The organism is Polynucleobacter sp. 86C-FISCH (assembly GCF_018882415.1).
GTDB lineage: Bacteria > Pseudomonadota > Gammaproteobacteria > Burkholderiales > Burkholderiaceae > Polynucleobacter.
Genome location: NZ_JACVOL010000001.1, coordinates 1351718 through 1368785, shown reverse-complemented (window position 1 = coordinate 1368785; position 17068 = coordinate 1351718). Strand labels below are relative to the sequence as shown.

The window sequence follows — 17068 nt, the reverse complement described above, 5'->3', positions numbered from 1 at the left end:
ATTGCTGGATGACTGCCAATTTAGTTGCCAACCCAACACTCAGTATTGTTATTCCCGTTTACAACGAGGAAGATGGTCTCCAAGCTCTCTTTGATCGCCTCTACCCGGCGCTTGATACGCTTGCCGCTAAACGCAAAATTACTTACGAAATCGTTTTCGTAAATGACGGCAGCAAAGATCGCTCCGCCGGCATTCTTTCTAAGCAGGTGGAATTACGTCCCGACGTCACTCGCGCAGTTTTATTTCATAGCAACTTTGGTCAACATATGGCGATCATGGCTGGCTTTGAATACGCCAAAGGTGAATACATCATTACCCTGGATGCTGATTTACAAAATCCTCCAGAAGAAATTGATGCACTTACCGAGCAACTGCTAAAAGGTCATGATTACGTCGGCACGATTCGCGCAGATCGTCAAGATAGCTTCTTTAGAAAATTCGCTTCACGCGCCATGAATCGATTACGTGAAAACATTACCCGTATCACGATGACTGATCAAGGCTGCATGTTACGTGGCTATAGCCGTCGCATTGTTGATCTTGTTCGCCAATGCGATGAGAGCAACACTTTTATTCCAGCGCTGGCTTACACCTTCTCTGCTAACCCGGTCGAGATCTCTGTTAAACATGAAGAGCGATTTGCTGGCGAATCTAAGTACACCCTGTATCAACTCATTCGCTTGAACTTTGATTTGGTTACCGGCTTTTCAATCATGCCACTGCAGATCTTTTCGATTCTCGGCATGCTCTTATCCCTTGCTGCTGGCAGCCTGTTCGCCTACCTACTAGTGCGTCGCTTCGTTCTAGGCGCTGAGGTTGAGGGAGTGTTTACCCTCTTCGCGCTGACCTTCTTCCTAATTGGCGTCATGCTCTTTGGGCTTGGTCTTTTAGGCGAATATATTGGTCGCATCTATCAGCAAATTCGCAAACGTCCTCGTTATGTTGTGCAAACTGTTTTAGAGAAAAAATAATTGCACGCAGTCGTCTTTGCTTATCACGATGTGGGCGTTAATTGCCTGAAAGCGCTTCTCGGCGCCGGCATACAAGTTGACCTCGTAGTTACCCATCAAGATGATCCCAATGAAAATGTTTGGTTTGGGAGTGTGGCAAAACTGTGTGCTGAGAAAAATATTCCATACATCACACCAAACGCAAATGAATTGGTAGACCTCATTCCGAAGTTTCAAGCGCTTGCACCGGATTACATCTTTTCCTTCTACTATCGCTTCATGATTCCAGAGCAGATATTGAAGTGCGCAAAAATTGCTGCACTCAATATGCATGGCTCACTTCTACCAAAATATCGTGGGCGTGCGCCAGTGAATTGGGCCATCCTGCATGGCGAAACAGAAACCGGTGCTACCTTGCATATCATGGAAGCAAAGCCGGATGCAGGAGATATTGTTGGGCAAGCAGCTGTCAGTATTGGCCTAGATGAAACCGCTACTGATGTATTTGGCAAAGTAAGCCAGGCTGCTGTGACTGTCATTGAGCAGGTCTTGCCTAGCTTGATTCAAGGAAATATTCCCCGAAAGCCTAATGAACTCCAAAAAGGCAGCTATTTTGGGGGCCGGAAGCCCGCGGATGGCCAAATTCACTGGAATCAGACCGCCAAACAGGTTCATGACCTCGTTAGAGCTGTTGCACCGCCCTATCCAGGTGCCTTTACGGACCATGACAATAAGACCATGATCGTCGCCCGTAGCAGCCTAAATGGGCCATTTCCAGCCAATCTCGATCTTGGGGTTTGCGGCATCCAAGTGGTTGATAATCGGGTATTCGGCATTTGCGGCGACCGCCAAGCAGTAGAAATCTTGGAATGGTTTCCAGCAAGCAAATAAATTAGATTAAAACGAGGCAGTAAAGATGAAAAAAGTACTCATTCTTGGTGTTAACGGTTTTATTGGTCACCACCTTTCCAAGCGCATTCTTGAGACAACCGATTGGCATGTCTACGGCATGGATATGCAAAACGATCGTCTTGGTGACTTAGTAAATCATCCGCGCATGCACTTCTTTGAAGGTGACATCACCATCAATAAAGAATGGGTTGAGTATCACATTCGTAAGTGCGATGTCATCTTGCCTTTAGTTGCTATTGCTACACCCGCAACTTATGTTCAGCAGCCACTCAAAGTGTTTGAGCTCGATTTCGAAGCAAACCTTCCAATCGTGCGCTCTGCAGTGAAATACAAAAAGCATTTGGTATTTCCATCCACATCTGAAGTGTATGGAATGTGTGAGGATAGTGAATTCGATCCCGCAAAGTCCAATATGGTTTACGGTCCAATCAACAAGCCACGCTGGATCTATGCCTGCTCTAAACAGCTGATGGATCGCGTGATTTGGGGCTACGGCATGGAAGGCCTCCGCTTTACCCTCTTCCGTCCATTTAATTGGATTGGCCCTGGTCTCGATAGCATCTACACACCAAAAGAAGGCTCTTCCCGCGTAGTGACTCAGTTCTTGGGTCATATTGTTCGTGGCGAATCTATTAACGTTGTTGATGGTGGCGCCCAGAAGCGTGCCTTTACATATGTTGACGATGGTATCGATGCTCTAATGCGCATCATCGACAACAAAGATGGTGTTGCTAACGGCAAGATCTACAACATCGGCAATCCAAAAAATAATCACTCTATTCGTGAACTCGCGAATCAGATGCTAGAAATTGCTCGCAGCATTCCTGAATATGCGAAGACTGCGAATGAAGTGAAGATTGTAGAAACTACTTCTGGCGCTTACTACGGTGAAGGCTATCAAGACGTTCAAAATCGTGTGCCAGCAATTGATAACACGATGAGCGAACTAGGTTGGAAGCCAACTACTACGATGTCCGATGCGCTCAAGAATATTTTTGAAGCCTATCGCGAAGATGTAGAAAAAGCACGCACCTTGGTCGACAAAGAATAAGAGAAAGCAAACCCAAAGGTTCATGGCTAAGATTGCTCTCAAGGTTGATGTTGATACCTTACGCGGCACCAAAGAAGGCGTACCTAATTTAGCTCGCACGCTAGAGCGCTTTGGACTTAAGGCGACCTTTCTCTTTAGCCTTGGCCCGGATCACACCGGCTGGGCTTTAAAGCGCGTTTTCCGTCCAGGCTTTCTGAAAAAAGTGAGTCGCACTTCCGTTGTAGAGCACTACGGCATTAAGACATTGCTCTACGGTGTTCTACTCCCAGGACCAGACATTGGCAAGAAGGCTGCAGCAGAAATGCGCGCCATTGATCAAGCAGGTCATGAGACTGGCATTCACACCTGGGATCACGTTGCCTGGCAAGATGCAGTACGTACTCAAGATGCGCAATGGACAAAGTCCATGATGCAAAAAAGTTGGGATAGATTTGTAGAGATTTTTGGTCATGCGCCAGCTACTTATGGCGCCGCTGGTTGGCAAATGAATTCGGCAGCTTTTGAGCAGCTCGATCAATGGGGGATTGCTTACTCATCTGATGGCAGAGCCGAACCTAACCTCATACCCTATCGCCTTGAGCTACCCTCTGGCAAAGCCAAACATGTTCAATACCCAACAACACTCCCTACATTTGACGAGCTGATTGGCATCGATGATGCTGATGAGTTTGGAGCAGTCAAGAAGCTTTTAGAGATTACTCAAAGTAACCCCAACGACCAAGTGTTCACGCTACACGCTGAGCTAGAGGGGCAAAAGCTGCTGCCTGCATTTGAGCAGCTATTGGCTGGATGGCTAAATCAAGGTCACGATCTTGTCACAATGGGCGAGCTTCATAAATCCTGGGAAGCCACTAAACAACTCGATAAAATAGCGGTATTGCCGCTGACCTGGGGTGAAATACCTAATCGCAGTGGTGAATTAATCATTCAAAATACCTAATAATTTAATAAGCAGTAGAGACAACCAACGAAGGATCATCATGACAGTAGCTATCGGTAAACCTATGCCGCAGTGCGCAATTCCAGCAACCTCTGGATTGACATTTTCACCTGCATCCGCAAAAGGCAAAAAGCTAGTTCTTTATTTTTATCCTAAAGACATGACTCCTGGCTGCACAGCTGAGTCCGGCGAATTTAGAGACAACATTGAAGCATTCACCAAAGCGAATACTCTGGTGGTAGGGGTTTCCCGAGATGGCCTCAAATCTCACGATAACTTCCGCAGCAAACTAGAGCTTCCTTTTGAGCTGGTTGCCGATACCGAAGAAAAGCTTTGCCAGATCTTTGGCGTCATGAAGATGAAGAATATGTACGGCAAACAAGTCCGTGGAGTAGAGCGCAGCACCTTCTTATTTGACTCCTCCGGGAATCTGGTTAAAGAGTGGCGTGGTCTTAAAGTTCCTGGTCATGTGACAGAAGTATTACAAGCAGCCCAAGCAACCAAATAATTTTTACAATAATTTGTTCTGAGGTGCTTGCAAACCCCAAAATTTGGGGTAAAGTAATTCATATGCACCGTAAACGACGGGAAAGTCTGACAATCCGTTTGAATCAGAAACCTGAATATTTCAGATCAGGTGCGGAGAGTAACCCCCTCCGTTTTTCAGTCTTCACTACAAACAGTTTCGCAATAAACCGTCAATGCAATCCGCTTGGCGGTTTTTTCTTTTAGGAGAGTCCATGCCACTGCCCCCAATCCCCACTCAAATTGCTGATCAAGTGAAGCTCAGTCGCAAAGATACTCCCGACTTAAAGAAGCGTCCTGCTCCAGCAAAACCGGTGGTAGTAGAAGCAGTGGATTGGACTAATGATGTAGAAGAAGATTTAACCGAGGCGGAAGTAGCCCTCGAGAAAATTAAGTTAGATCGCAACCCAATACGTAGCGAAGCCAAAGCCCCTACGCCTGCAAAACCAAAACGTGTAATACGTACCGGACCTCCAAGTTTGTTTGTTTTGGATACCAACGTCTTAATGCACGATCCAAGCTCCCTATTCCGCTTCTCAGAGCATGATCTGTATCTGCCGATGACCACTCTAGAAGAGTTGGATAACCACAAGAAGGGGATGACCGAGGTAGCGCGCAATGCGCGTACCGTCAGCAGATCCCTGGACCAGCTTATTGCTGGCACTAGCGGCACCTTGGATGATGGTATCCCACTCAATAAACTTGGGAATCAAGATGTCACAGGCCGTCTATTCTTTCAAACCAAATTAACAACACAAGCACTACCTGAAGGTCTACCTGAGGGCAAAGGTGATAACTTGATTCTGGCAGTAGTGAGTGAGCTACAAAAAACTCGCAAGGGCCAGGAAGTCGTACTGGTATCCAAAGATATCAATATGCGCATTAAAGCACGCGCATTGGGATTGCCTGCTGAAGATTATTTTAATGACCAGGTTTTAGAAGATCGCGACTTGATGTATGCCGGCGTGATGACATTGCCAGCAGATTTTTGGCCTAAGCATGGTAAGGATATGGAGAGCTGGGCGGACTCCAAATCTGGCACGATGTTCTATCGAGTGACCGGCCCTTCTGTTAATAGCATGTTGGTAAACCAATTTGTGTATCAAGAAAATCCTGATGGCTCAACACCGTTCTATGCCCAAGTAAAAGAAATTAATGGCAAGACTGCCCTCCTACAGACATTAAGAGACTTCTCTCACCAGAAAAATAATGTGTGGAGCGTGACAGCCCGTAATCGTGAGCAAAACTTTGCCATGAATTTACTCATGAACCCAGATGTGGACTTTGTAACCTTGCTAGGCCAAGCAGGAACAGGTAAAACCTTGCTGGCCTTAGCAGCTGGCCTTGAGCAGGTTCTCGATAGTAAGCGTTACAACGAGATCATCATCACACGCGCTACAGTGCCTGTTGGTGAAGACATTGGCTTCCTCCCGGGTACCGAAGAAGAAAAGATGCAACCCTGGATGGGCGCATTTGATGACAACCTCGAAGTCTTACAACGCAATGATGATGGCGCTGGTGAGTGGGGTCGTGCTGCTACCCAGGAATTAATTCGTTCGCGCATCAAAGTAAAGAGCATGAACTTTATGCGTGGCAGAACATTTGTTAGCAAGTTTGTCATCATTGATGAAGCTCAAAACCTCACACCAAAGCAAATGAAAACCCTGGTTACTCGCGCAGGACCAGGAACCAAAATTGTTTGCTTAGGAAACATTGCTCAGATCGACACTCCATACTTAACCGAGGGCTCCTCTGGCTTAACGTATGTAGTTGATCGCTTTAAGGGCTGGCGTCATGGTGGTCACGTGACTCTGGCTCGAGGTGAGCGCTCCCGTCTTGCGGATCATGCTGCTGACGCACTCTAAGCAAACTCTCTCATGCCGCACTCTTCTGGGGTGCGGCATTTTTATTTGCAGCTTACTCATCCTAAGCGGATGCAGCACGTTCAGCGGTAAATCAGGGTCCTCCTCCAGAGTCTCTCAATTCAAGCAAGACACTAGTGTTGGTACTGAAGATATCTCCATTGCAGCAGTAGGCTTAGTGGATGTGCCTTACCGCTATGGGGGCAATACACCAAAAGGTGGTTTTGATTGCAGCGGTCTGATTGTTTATGTCTATAGCAAAGCGGCTGGCATCAAACTGCCTCGCACTATTCAGCTAATGAGTACCAAAGGCAAAAGCATAGAAGGACAACCTCCCGCTCCAGGCGACTTGGTATTCTTTAACACTACTGGTGAAAAATATTCCCATGCGGGGATCTACGTGGGACAAGGCAGATTTGTTCATGCCCCAAGCGCAGGTGGAACCGTGCGCCTCGATTACATTACCTCGCCATATTGGGCGGCGAAGTTTACTGAAGCACGCCGTATGGCGCCTCAGTAAACCAAGTAGAGCGCCATCTATTTAGAAACGGGTCTGCAGACCAATTCTGCCTGAATAGGCTTGATAAGTTCCCACCAAAGAGTTATCAACAGCCAAGTTCAGGAACAGATTAGTGTCTTTTGTAATACGCGCGTTTACTTCAGCATCTACCGTCATCCAGCGTGAGTTTGCTTGTGATTGGAATGTAATTGGGTTGACACCATATAGCGAAGCCATTGTGGTACTTGTACCGGCATTAAAAATACTCCAATAACTTGCACGTAAATACGCGAAAACTGGAGTGCTACCAATCACATCTTTATGACCTGCTAATAAACCCAAACGACCACGAGTCATCTCACTCTTATTAAAGTTCACCTGACCATAAGCATCAGTTGCGTTATTCATACCAATGGCGTCATAAACAATTTGTGCTTGCGGAGAAATCAAAAACTTATCTACGTTCCAACGACCACCACCCTCAAGTGAACCAGTAAATCCTGTGCCTTGCGTTCTCAGCTGAGCACCTTGCACTGAACTGGCTCCAGCATTTAGGTAGCGAGTACCTTGAGCAAGAGCATCCACATATAAGCCGTTGCTTGCAAAATGGGTGCCATATAAACCTAATGAATAGGCCTGCATGCCGTTGATGCTGCCGGTAGAGATGCCGCCACTCTGGCTGGAGGTATTTGCATTAGCACTACCAATAGTGACATAAGGACCCACATAGGATCTTGAGCCACCCTGCTCTTCATTCTGATAAACATCTACGCCAAGCTGTAATGCGTAGGCATTGAAATTCATCTTCGGACCTTCGCTTACGCTAGATGGAGTGGATGTACCTGTCTTGCCAATAATGCGTGCCCAATCAATTGAATTCTTCTTAGCACCGCCTTGAGGATCAACTAAATTCAGATCACCACGACGTTGATCTAATGTATCCACAGCGGTTTGTGCGTATAGCTGCACCAATGAAGGTACTGCTGGATAGACAGCAACCTCAATACGCTCGCCAGCAGCCGGGGTTAAAACTGGAGCAGGAGGCGCATCAGTCGTTGGTGTGGATGAGCCGCTAGAAGAGCCTGATCCAGATGATCCCGAAGTTGTCGCTGGCGCTGGCGCCTGAGTTGATAAGTACCAAGAATTGCCAGCACCACTTGCGCCACCTTTATATAGCTTGTACTCATAGGCACCAGCTGCAACGCGCTGATTTAAGGCAAAAGCGCTAGCTGTGGAAGTGCCATTCACAATCACCACAGGAATACCATTGCCAGTAGTGCGATTACCAAGACCGCCTTTATCAGTAATCGTCAGCCCAGTAGAACCAGAGGTATTTCCAGAAACAGTCAATGTATCGGCTACAGGTGAAGCCGCAGGAGCATACACACCACCAACAAAGTTACCGCTGTTGCCGATGTAGTTACCATTGATCGTTAAGTTAGTTGGAGCACCATTAAATGAAGGCGTGATAGAGCCTGAGTTAATCACATTGCCGTTAATAACGCCGCTACCTTGTAAGTTCGCGCCAGCAGCGATAGAAGTATTGGATGTTGTTGAACCAGTCAAAATGAGACTACCTGCATTAATACTTGTATCACCCGTATAGGTATTGGTATTTGAAATAGTTACTGCACCAGCACCATCCTTAACCATAGAACCAGAACCACTCATTACGCCTGCATAAGCTCCATTAGTAGACTGACTGAAATTAACTATCGCATTGTTAACTACATTGCCTTGAATACTTGATGTTGTTCCTGCCAAGGCACCAGCTGAAACAGTTGTGCCACCGCTATAACTATTGGCACCGGATAGTGTCAGTGTTCCATCACCTGTTTTTGCAAAGCCACCATTACCCGTTATATTTCCGGACAAGCCCATATTGTTGCCGTTGGTGCTGATGGTGCTATTACCTGTTAAACCAACATTATTTGCAAGATTTACTGGAGCATTTGCTTGTAATGTAGTGCCGTTAGCCATTGCTAAGGAACCCGTTCCCAATGCAGCATTATTCGCCACCGCAATAGTTCCCGCATTTAATACTGTGCCACCCGTGTAGGTATTGGAGCCTGACAAAACTAAAGTGCCTACGCCATTTTTCTCGATGCTAGAAGCAACGGCACTTGGGCTGGCCTGATCTTTAATGACACCAGAGATAGCAAGGCTAGACGTACCGTCAACTGCAACTTTTCCAGAAACCAATTCATAACCTGAGGTGCTGTTCATCACAACGTTAGCACCATTAGTAGCATTAATAAGGTTTAAACCAGTTACAGCATTATTAAAGTTTGAATTTGAAAGGCCATTAAAGCTCAAGGTTTCTTGAGTGTTTCCCTTATTAAAACTAATTCCGCCCAACAAAGTAGAGCCGCCATATAAGGTCACCGTGTTATTGGATCCACCTGTCGTTGCACCTACAAAATTAATTGCAGTAGCAGAAGCATTGGCGGCATTAATTTTTCCGTAGTTATAAATATCTACGCCAGGTTGCTGCGCACTATAAATTGCATAATTGGCTGTTGTGGGTGCGCCAATCAAGCCTGACGAAGTGTTGGTGATTGTCGTACGATTGGAATTGGCATTGTTATCGATCTGAATACCATTGCCACTACCAGCTCCACTTGCAGCACATACCCCTCCAACTACGGTTGATGGGCATATTGTTCCTGAATTGGTAATATTTGCTGCACCTGTTACTTGAATTCCATTCGAATTAGCGCCTTGAGCGGATATAACTCCTGAGTTATTTATAGCAGCAATAGCCCCGCCATTGACAACCTGAATACCATTTGCACCAGAGCCCGCTGTTGTTATTGATCCAGTATTGGTAATCGTGTTTGCTGCAGATCCCGCATTGGTAGCGCTGATGTAAATACCGGAAGCATTGGTGCCGCCTGTATAAATAGTGCCATTATTGGTAATTCTGCTGTCGCCAGCCTGTGATCTTCCGTTTGCACCCGATGAAATGCCGTAGCCATAATAAAAAGCACTGGTATTTAAATTGCCATCATTCACCACAGTTGCCGCACTACCTATACCTACAGTCGAGCCATTAATGATTAATGAGGTACCAGAGTTGATATTGACGGTTACGCTATTACCCGCTGTTGTATTTGATTGAGATGAAATAACGCCAGCAGATGTGCTTCCAACGCCGGTACAAGTTACCGTAGTTCCATTCACATCCGGAGTGTAGTTATCACAACTGCCTGCCGCCATCAAAGGCGAAGAAAAACTGAGGAGGGTATACGTAATCCCAAAACTCAGGAGGCTGCGAAATAAAAACTTACTTTTCATTGAATTGGCTCTAGCGGATTTACAGGGAAAATATGTGGCTAAGCCACTGATATCAATAGGGATAATGATAATTACCCGCATGGTTAATATCTATTAACTCTAGGGCTAATACTTCCACCCCACATAATCATCAATAATAGTTTTGAGAACTAAAGTAAGCTTGAATCAAACCAAATCACCCACCTGGAGAATGAGCATGAAAAAAATCATCGTCGCTTTAAGCATTGCATTGAGTTTTGCAATCCCTACTTATGCATTTGCTGATCAAGCAGCCTGTGAAGCTAAAGCAGTCAGCAAGGAAGGCAAGCCACTGTATGGCGCTGCTAAAGATGCCTCTATTAAGAAATGTATGGGTGATGCTAAGCCGAATGATTGCGAAGCTAAGGCAGTAAGCAAAGATGGTAAGCCACTGTATGGTGCAGCTAAAGATGCTTCCATCAAAAAATGCATGGGTGGTAAATAAGATTACTTTTACGATCTAATTTTTAATCCATTAAAAAAGCCTCACACTGTGAGGCTTTTTCTTTATCTACTTATCTTTCAGTTTATTTTTTTATTATTTCTTTACTTAGAACGGCTCGTAACCGCCAGAAGAGTAACCGATTGATCCCATCGCCAAATTATCAAACTTGGTATACGGACCTTGCCAACTTAGTCTTATCGTACCGATAGGGCCGTTACGTTGCTTACCAATGATGATCTCAGCCACACCTTTGTCGGTTGTAGTGTCTGGGTGATAAACCTCATCACGATAGATGAACATAATTAAGTCGGCATCTTGCTCAATAGCGCCTGACTCACGCAAGTCAGACATAATCGGACGCTTGTTAGGGCGCTGCTCAAGACCACGATTTAACTGGGAGAGCGCAACAACAGGACACTGCAATTCTTTTGCAAGAGACTTCAGTGAGCGAGAGATTTCTGAAATTTCTGTTGCGCGGTTTTCTGATCCAGAACCACTCATAAGCTGTAAGTAATCAATCACCACCAAACCAAGAGTTCCGCCAAAGTTTCTAGCAATGCGACGTGCACGTGCACGCAACTCTAGACTTGATAAAGAGCCAGTCTCATCAATCAAAATTTGGGTATTACTTAAACGCGCAATTGCATCAGTAACACGTGGCCACTCATCGTCTTGCAACTTGCCAGTACGCATACGGCCTTGGTCTACGCGCCCAACTGAACCGAGTAAACGAGCAGCCAATTGCTCACCGGACATCTCCATTGAGAACACGACGACTGGCAATCCTTCAGCAAGCGCAACGTTCTCAGCGATGTTCAATGCAAAAGCGGTTTTACCCATAGAAGGACGACCAGCAACAATCACGAGGTCGCCTTTTTGTAGGCCGCTAGTTTGCTTATCTAAATCTAAGAATCCAGTTGCAATGCCAGTAATGTCGCTACCGCCTTGGCGGTTATAGAGCTCATCAATGCGGGCTACAACAGCCTTGAGTAGAGGCTCAATCTCGAGGTAATCCGCTTTGCGGCTACCCTCTTCGCCAATTTGCAAAATGCGTGACTCAGCTTCATCCAAAAGCGTTCTAACAGTGCGCCCCTCTGGAACGAATGCTGAATTAACAATGCTGTCTGAAACTTCAATCAAGCGACGCAGAATACTGCGGTCACGAACAATGTCGGCGTAGCCTTTAATGTTCGCTGCACTTGGTGTGTTTTGCGCTAATGAATTGAGATAGTCAATGCTGACCAAGTCTCCACCCTGTTCGGACTTCACTGCATCATAGACAGTGATCACGTCAGCAGGATGATTGTCACCAACCAAACGTGCAATGACCTTGTAGATCAAAGCATGTTCAGGGCGATAGAAATCTTTATCGTTTAATACTCCACCAAGATTATCCCAAGAGGAGTTATCGATAAGTAGACCGCCGAGCAGTGATTGCTCGGCTTCTACTGAATGCGGCGGGACTTTTAAAGCCTGCACGACTGCATCCCCAGAACCCATCATGCCGGGATTCAGCGTAACGGAACGTGAACGGGATTCAGCCATGAGGCTAGTTTACAGAGTTAAAGCTTAAGCTTGCTCGCCAACTACACGAATAGTGATGTCTGCAACTACGTCGGTATGAACAGCAACCGCTACAGGGTGATCACCAACCATTTTCAATGGGCCAGTAGGCATGCGAACTGAAGACTTCTCAATTGTGAAACCTTTAGCTTTCAAAGCATCAGCGATGTCGTGATTGGTTACAGAACCAAACAAACGACCGTCAACACCCGCTTTTTGACCGATTTCGAGAACCATGTCTTTGAGCTTGATGCCAACAGCTTCAGCAGCAGCCAATTTCTCAGCAGCTAATTTTTCCAACTCAGCACGACGAACTGCAAAGTCAGCAATCGCCGCTTCAGTTGCACGACGAGCTTTACGTTGTGGGATTAAGAAGTTACGAGCGAAACCGTCTTTAACGCGAACGATGTCGCCGAGGTTGCCCAGGTTTGTTACTTTTTCTAAAAGAATGATTTGCATTGAGGGCTCCCAATTATTTCTTATGTTGATCAGAGAATGGCAATAAAGCCAAGTAACGAGCACGCTTGATAGCAGTGTCTAACTGACGCTGATATTTAGCTTTAGTGCCTGTCAAACGAGCAGGAGTGATCTTGGCGTTTTCGCCAATGAAGTCCTTCAATGTATCTACATCTTTGTAGTCAATCTGTTCTACGCCAGCAACAGTGAAACGGCAATAACGCTTACGCTTGAACAATGGGTTCTGAGCTGGTTTCTTTTTGAAATCGGGTTTCTTTCCAAACGCCATGATGATTTCCTCTTTAATTTTTCAATTGAATATGGGTAATATGGAAAACAAGTCTTTGATTACGTAGAGTCTTGGGTGCTAAGAATCCTTCAAACACTGCCTCAGCTCCTAAATCCATTCGCTCTAAATCCTTTTGTATCGGACCGATTGTGATGGCTTCAACGTTCATCTGAATTTTCCTTGCCACTCCTACCTCGTTTGCTTGGCCGCTATGTTCTAGCTGGCAATGCATCACCGGTATTCCTGCAGGTGTAAATCGAATCGCGTCTTTAGATACCAAGATCGCAGTGAGGGTGAAATGATTCAACGCCGCTCCGCTTCTCTGATACGTTTTCTAGTCTGTGTATTCCTCTTCAAATTTCTAACTTAGGCTGCCGCTACAGGAGCGTCAGATTGAGCAGATTTACGCGCTTCTTCACGTTGCACTTCTTTCATCATGATTGAAGGCTCTGTTTCAGCTTTCTTAGTCTTGATGATGAGGTGACGCAAAACTGCATCGTTAAATTTGAACGCATGCTCGAGCTCTTCCAGAGTTTTCTGGTCGCACTCAATGTTCATGCAAACGTAATGGGCTTTAGCAAGCTTGTCGATCATGTAAGCCATCTGACGACGACCCCAGTCTTCCATACGATGAATTTTGCCGCCCGCAGCTGCTAATGTAGCTTTGTAACGATCGATCATCGCTGGCACTTGCTCGCTTTGGTCCGGATGGACGATAAAGACGATTTCATAATGACGCATCAAACACTCCTTAAGGATTGAGTCACCTGGGCGTCTTGCTAAGTTCTGATGGTTGTGAACTCAGCGCCAGTGTGACAAGGTAGTAACAAATTGTAGGTACTGCTTACAACACTTTTACAGCCGCTTTGCAGCGCTTACCGAATTACTGGCAAGACCGCTATTCTAGCAAAAAAATCCTGCCAAGTCAGGGATTTACCTGCTGCTTGCGCTTGTTTCTCGGCATTGAGGGACAACTGAAGAGCAATTCTGGCCCTAGGCGCAGAAAGACTCCCTGAGGCCAAGCATCCGCCAATATCCTTCTCAGGAAGGTCGGGCAAGGTTTCTCCCGCCCCTGTTCTGGTAGTTCTAACCAAGGCAATGCCATGTTTTACCGCAGCCACCAAGGAATCGCGCCAAGCATCATGAAATCCACCCATACCCGTACCAGCAAGGACTAAACCCTTCACTTTGGAGTTCAGCCAATGGGTAATTGTTTCTGGGCGCGCCCCAGCATGACTGGTCAATATCTCCACCCAAGGCCATTCATTCTCCTTAGGAATCGGCAAATCCTCAGTCCAGAGCTCCTGAACCGCCTTTACGCCTGAAAGCCAAGAGGGATTGATGAGTCCAACCGAGCTGCTTGGAGAGGTCTGAATGGGTGCATTGAGGGCGCTGCCGTGGCGCTTAGCCAAATCCATAGCCAAACAGCCTCTGCCATCCATTACGGCATAAATCCCGCCTGGACAGTTATCAATTGGGGTGGAGGCCCAACGAATCGCATCCAAAAGGTTTGATGGGCCATCAGACTTAGGCGCATTTGAGGGCAACATAGCGCCAGTCAGGATGACTCTTTTGCCTAAATTTTGAGCATATTTGCCACAAGTCATCTGTAAAAAGACGCCCGTTTCTTCAATCGTGTCAGTTCCGTGAGTGACCACTACGCCTTGAACCAAGGAATTAGCAAGGGCCTCTCTCACAGCCTCGCCCAAAAGCGTCAATAAAGACTCTGTGAGGTTACGGCTATTAATGTTGGCAACCTGCTTTGAAACCAGACTAATGCCTTCGGGGATAGCAGATCGAACATGAGCCAGCAAAGAAGCAACTTCGACTTGGCCCGCCTCATATTGCAGCGGCTTATCGGCAGGACTGGGCGCTAAACCAGCGATTGTGCCGCCCATACCCAAAACTAGGATGTGAGGTGAATTTTCTGAAAGATTTTCAATTGTGCTCATACCCCCATTATCCCCTCTAAATCGCTTGATCTATCAAAAAAAGCTGTATACAATCCCAGTATGGACATAAACACAGTCGATTTTCCGGAGGAGCTGACTGCCCTCCCCAAGCTCACTCCACGTCAGAATGAGATTTTGGAGTTGATTACTAAAGCCATCGATGAGAGCGGTCTTCCGCCAACTCGCGCAGAGATTGCTACGCAACTGGGATTTGCTTCTGCCAATGCGGCGGAAGAACATCTTCGTGCACTAGCTAAAAAAGGTTATATCGAATTAACGCCAGGAACCTCACGCGGGATTCGCATTCCACAGCGATTTAATCAAACACACAATAGCAATAAATATCGCCAGCTCTCTTTACCATCAGGTGCATTACAGCAACTTACATTGCCATTAATTGGGCGAGTTGCTGCTGGATCACCAATCATGGCTGTTGAGCATATTGAGAAACATGTTCCGATTGATCCAAGTTTGTTCAGTAAGGGTGCTGATTACTTATTAAAAGTAAAAGGTATGAGCATGCGCGATGCTGGAATTTTGGATGGCGATTATTTAGCCGTAAGAAAAACAACTGAAGTACGTAATGGCGATATCGTAGTTGCTCGACTTGATGATGAAGTGACAGTAAAACGTTGGCAACAAAAGAAAACTGCCAATGGCATGGTGATTGAACTTCAAGCAGAAAATCCAGACTTCAAAAACATTTTGGTAGACGATCGTCAACCTAACTTTGCAGTTGAAGGTCAAGCCGTTGGCTTGATTAGGGCTGAAGGGCTATAAGCTCAGCCCCTAAAGCAAAAGGCCTCTTGTAAGAGGCCTTTTTTATTGAATTCGATTAAGCAATCAAATTAATTGCTGAGCTTACTTGCGTGTTGGAGCAACCACGTTGGCATTCTTCGGTGAAGAGGTCACGATGATGACCGACTTAGGTCCACCAAGAGATCCATCAACAATTTCAACGGTAGCAGTTCTATCACCTTTAGTGAAAACCAAGATGCTGGTTTTTGCTTTCACAGCAGTAACAGTTGTCCAGCCACCTTTTGGATATTCTGATTGGAAGAAAGCGTAAACATCAGTTGCACCTTGCAGCGCATTCACTACCGCTCTACCAACCCACTCATTGCCGCGACCGATAATGATAGAGTCGCCACCAGATAGACGTGCACCCTGAGGCAAAGGCATATCACCTAAAAGTTGACTCTGAATTTCTTGAATCTCTTCTGCAGAACCAGTTGGAGAATCTCCAGAGCTTGCACAGGCACCTAAGAGCGCAGCTAAAAATAGTGCGAGAGCGCTAACTTTAAGAGTTTGAATTTTGATCATGTGTTTTATTTGATTAAGGTGGTTGACGCTTTTTTACTTACATTAGTTAAAAGTATTTTAGGTGATGCACCTAATACGTCAAGATAAATTACTGGAGGCGCGTGAGGGAATCGAACCCCCGTACGAAGCTTTGCAGGCTCCTGCCTAACCACTCGGCCAACGCGCCAAACACTTGAATCAAAAATGGGAAGCTTTTTAGGGCTTCCCATCGAACTTGGAGCGGGAAAGGAGGTTCGAACTCCCGACCTATACCTTGGCAAGGTATCGCTCTACCAGCTGAGCTATTCCCGCATAACAGGGCAGTAGTTTAACAAACAATCGCGAAGAAAGCATTATTCCTTGTAAAGCCTAAAAAATAGAGGATTGAAACTACCTTGAAAGCCTTAACTGGCTGGGCTTTTGCATGCCTAGTCGATTTTTCCAACCAACTGCGGCAAAGCCTTTTTCATGTAATAGAACATCGACCAAAGCGTTAAAAAGGATGCAATCCAAATTAACCAGGTACCCACTTGCGCACAATTTAGCCAACCAAATAAGGTGTCATTAAGCAATAAAAATGGAATAGCTACTAGTTGAGCAGTCGTTTTAAGCTTTCCAACCATGTGAACTGCCACACTTTTTCCAGCACCTAATAAAGCCATCCACTCTCTCAGCGCAGAGATTGTGATTTCTCTGCCAATAATGATGAGAGCTACCCAAACTTGCACGCGATCCATATTGAGCAAAACCAATAGCGCAGCAGCAACAATTAACTTATCAGCCACAGGATCCAGAAACTGCCCAAATGCAGACTCTTGTTTTAAGCGACGTGCTAAAAAACCATCTAACCAATCTGTAATAGCAGCAGAGATAAAGATAATTGCTGCAAATAAATTCTTTTCAAATGGGGTGAGCCAAGAATTGGGGAGGTAAAAGATTGCAACTAACAGCGGGATTGCTGCAACACGCAACCAGGTTAGGGCAATAGGTAAATTGAAAGGCATTCG

At 45.9% G+C, this 17068-nt stretch carries 17 protein-coding genes, 2 tRNA genes and 1 pseudogene; 9 read left to right on the top strand and 11 right to left on the bottom strand.

Translation table 11 applies throughout. The annotated features are described in order from the left end of the window. Positions 1-8: 8 nt before the first annotated feature. From ICN10_RS06960 to ICN10_RS06930, 7 genes and pseudogenes are all read left to right on the top strand, one after another. The gene (locus ICN10_RS06960) at positions 9-971 is read left to right on the top strand and encodes a glycosyltransferase (protein ID WP_216214061.1); all 963 of its coding nucleotides are present in this window, start codon (positions 9-11) and stop codon (positions 969-971) included. Continuing rightward, positions 972-1841: a formyltransferase gene (locus ICN10_RS06955; RefSeq protein ID WP_216214054.1), complete on the top strand. Its 870-nt coding sequence runs from the start codon at positions 972-974 to the stop codon at positions 1839-1841. A 25-nt stretch (positions 1842-1866) separates the two neighbouring features. Then, complete coding sequence (locus ICN10_RS06950) at positions 1867-2913, top strand: bifunctional UDP-4-keto-pentose/UDP-xylose synthase (protein ID WP_068322225.1); 1047 nt, start codon at positions 1867-1869, stop codon at positions 2911-2913. Between the two features lie 22 nt (positions 2914-2935). Next, entirely contained in the window at positions 2936-3853 is a 918-nt protein-coding gene (locus ICN10_RS06945) for a polysaccharide deacetylase family protein (RefSeq protein ID WP_216214052.1), read from the top strand. Between the two features lie 40 nt (positions 3854-3893). Further along, entirely contained in the window at positions 3894-4361 is a 468-nt protein-coding gene (locus ICN10_RS06940; protein WP_216214037.1) for a peroxiredoxin, read from the top strand. A 232-nt stretch (positions 4362-4593) separates the two neighbouring features. Next, positions 4594-6243, top strand: a complete 1650-nt coding sequence (locus ICN10_RS06935; RefSeq protein WP_216214035.1) for a PhoH family protein — start codon at positions 4594-4596, stop codon at positions 6241-6243. Positions 6244-6370: 127 nt separating this feature from the next. Continuing rightward, positions 6371-6754: pseudogene (locus ICN10_RS06930) on the top strand (C40 family peptidase); the annotation flags it as partial. A gap of 27 nt (positions 6755-6781) precedes the next feature. On the opposite strand, the gene ICN10_RS06925 reads toward ICN10_RS06930, so the two are convergent. After that, positions 6782-10036, bottom strand: a complete 3255-nt coding sequence (locus ICN10_RS06925; protein WP_216214031.1) for an autotransporter outer membrane beta-barrel domain-containing protein — start codon at positions 10034-10036, stop codon at positions 6782-6784. A gap of 196 nt (positions 10037-10232) precedes the next feature. Between ICN10_RS06925 and ICN10_RS06920 the strand changes: the two genes are divergently transcribed. Beyond that, on the top strand, positions 10233-10499 hold the full coding sequence (locus ICN10_RS06920; RefSeq protein ID WP_216214029.1) for a hypothetical protein: 267 nt from the start codon (positions 10233-10235) through the stop codon (positions 10497-10499). 105 nt (positions 10500-10604) lie between these two features. On the opposite strand, the gene dnaB is transcribed toward ICN10_RS06920, so the two are convergent. The 6 genes from dnaB to ICN10_RS06890 form a co-directional block, all read right to left on the bottom strand. Beyond that, positions 10605-12002 carry a replicative DNA helicase gene (gene dnaB / locus ICN10_RS06915; protein ID WP_216215243.1) on the bottom strand — a complete coding sequence of 466 codons (1398 nt, stop codon included), beginning with the start codon at positions 12000-12002 and terminating at the stop codon, positions 10605-10607. 66 nt (positions 12003-12068) lie between these two features. Beyond that, positions 12069-12521: a 50S ribosomal protein L9 gene (gene rplI, locus ICN10_RS06910; RefSeq protein WP_216214027.1), complete on the bottom strand. Its 453-nt coding sequence runs from the start codon at positions 12519-12521 to the stop codon at positions 12069-12071. A 13-nt stretch (positions 12522-12534) separates the two neighbouring features. Beyond that, positions 12535-12807, bottom strand: a complete 273-nt coding sequence (rpsR, locus tag ICN10_RS06905; RefSeq protein WP_011902267.1) for a 30S ribosomal protein S18 — start codon at positions 12805-12807, stop codon at positions 12535-12537. A gap of 13 nt (positions 12808-12820) precedes the next feature. Continuing rightward, on the bottom strand, positions 12821-13114 hold the full coding sequence (priB, locus tag ICN10_RS06900; protein ID WP_215321607.1) for a primosomal replication protein N: 294 nt from the start codon (positions 13112-13114) through the stop codon (positions 12821-12823). Between the two features lie 59 nt (positions 13115-13173). Next, complete coding sequence (gene rpsF, locus ICN10_RS06895; RefSeq protein ID WP_068322189.1) at positions 13174-13548, bottom strand: 30S ribosomal protein S6; 375 nt, start codon at positions 13546-13548, stop codon at positions 13174-13176. Positions 13549-13682: 134 nt separating this feature from the next. Next, on the bottom strand, positions 13683-14759 hold the full coding sequence (locus ICN10_RS06890; protein ID WP_216214025.1) for an asparaginase: 1077 nt from the start codon (positions 14757-14759) through the stop codon (positions 13683-13685). Between the two features lie 60 nt (positions 14760-14819). On the opposite strand from ICN10_RS06890, the gene lexA reads away from it, so the two are divergent. Continuing rightward, positions 14820-15539: a transcriptional repressor LexA gene (gene lexA / locus ICN10_RS06885; RefSeq protein ID WP_068322174.1), complete on the top strand. Its 720-nt coding sequence runs from the start codon at positions 14820-14822 to the stop codon at positions 15537-15539. An 81-nt stretch (positions 15540-15620) separates the two neighbouring features. Here the strand turns inward: lexA and ICN10_RS06880 are convergent, their stop codons facing one another. The 4 genes from ICN10_RS06880 to pgsA form a co-directional block, all read right to left on the bottom strand. Further along, positions 15621-16082 carry a hypothetical protein gene (locus ICN10_RS06880; protein WP_216214022.1) on the bottom strand — a complete coding sequence of 154 codons (462 nt, stop codon included), beginning with the start codon at positions 16080-16082 and terminating at the stop codon, positions 15621-15623. Between the two features lie 92 nt (positions 16083-16174). Then, positions 16175-16248 (bottom strand) — tRNA-Cys (locus ICN10_RS06875). 49 nt (positions 16249-16297) lie between these two features. Then, positions 16298-16373 (bottom strand) — tRNA-Gly (locus ICN10_RS06870). 116 nt (positions 16374-16489) lie between these two features. Beyond that, positions 16490-17065 carry a CDP-diacylglycerol--glycerol-3-phosphate 3-phosphatidyltransferase gene (gene pgsA, locus ICN10_RS06865; RefSeq protein ID WP_216214020.1) on the bottom strand — a complete coding sequence of 192 codons (576 nt, stop codon included), beginning with the start codon at positions 17063-17065 and terminating at the stop codon, positions 16490-16492. Positions 17066-17068: the final 3 nt, after the last annotated feature.

What these genes read in the sequence shown, in the direction of transcription:
- ICN10_RS06940 (WP_216214037.1), top strand. Translation starts at nt 3,894, where the DNA reads ATGACAGTAGCTATCGGTAAACCTATGCCGCAGTGCGCAATTCCAGCA.
- lexA (WP_068322174.1), top strand. Translation starts at nt 14,820, where the DNA reads ATGGACATAAACACAGTCGATTTTCCGGAGGAGCTGACTGCCCTCCCC.
- ICN10_RS06960 (WP_216214061.1), top strand. Translation starts at nt 9, where the DNA reads ATGACTGCCAATTTAGTTGCCAACCCAACACTCAGTATTGTTATTCCC.
- rpsF (WP_068322189.1), bottom strand. Translation starts at nt 13,548, where the DNA reads ATGCGTCATTATGAAATCGTCTTTATCGTCCATCCGGACCAAAGCGAG.
- ICN10_RS06925 (WP_216214031.1), bottom strand. Translation starts at nt 10,036, where the DNA reads ATGAAAAGTAAGTTTTTATTTCGCAGCCTCCTGAGTTTTGGGATTACG.
- ICN10_RS06935 (WP_216214035.1), top strand. Translation starts at nt 4,594, where the DNA reads ATGCCACTGCCCCCAATCCCCACTCAAATTGCTGATCAAGTGAAGCTC.
- ICN10_RS06920 (WP_216214029.1), top strand. Translation starts at nt 10,233, where the DNA reads ATGAAAAAAATCATCGTCGCTTTAAGCATTGCATTGAGTTTTGCAATC.
- dnaB (WP_216215243.1), bottom strand. Translation starts at nt 12,002, where the DNA reads ATGATGGGTTCTGGGGATGCAGTCGTGCAGGCTTTAAAAGTCCCGCCG.
- ICN10_RS06945 (WP_216214052.1), top strand. Translation starts at nt 2,936, where the DNA reads ATGGCTAAGATTGCTCTCAAGGTTGATGTTGATACCTTACGCGGCACC.
- rpsR (WP_011902267.1), bottom strand. Translation starts at nt 12,807, where the DNA reads ATGGCGTTTGGAAAGAAACCCGATTTCAAAAAGAAACCAGCTCAGAAC.
- ICN10_RS06890 (WP_216214025.1), bottom strand. Translation starts at nt 14,759, where the DNA reads ATGAGCACAATTGAAAATCTTTCAGAAAATTCACCTCACATCCTAGTT.
- ICN10_RS06880 (WP_216214022.1), bottom strand. Translation starts at nt 16,082, where the DNA reads ATGATCAAAATTCAAACTCTTAAAGTTAGCGCTCTCGCACTATTTTTA.
- rplI (WP_216214027.1), bottom strand. Translation starts at nt 12,521, where the DNA reads ATGCAAATCATTCTTTTAGAAAAAGTAACAAACCTGGGCAACCTCGGC.
- pgsA (WP_216214020.1), bottom strand. Translation starts at nt 17,065, where the DNA reads ATGCCTTTCAATTTACCTATTGCCCTAACCTGGTTGCGTGTTGCAGCA.
- ICN10_RS06950 (WP_068322225.1), top strand. Translation starts at nt 1,867, where the DNA reads ATGAAAAAAGTACTCATTCTTGGTGTTAACGGTTTTATTGGTCACCAC.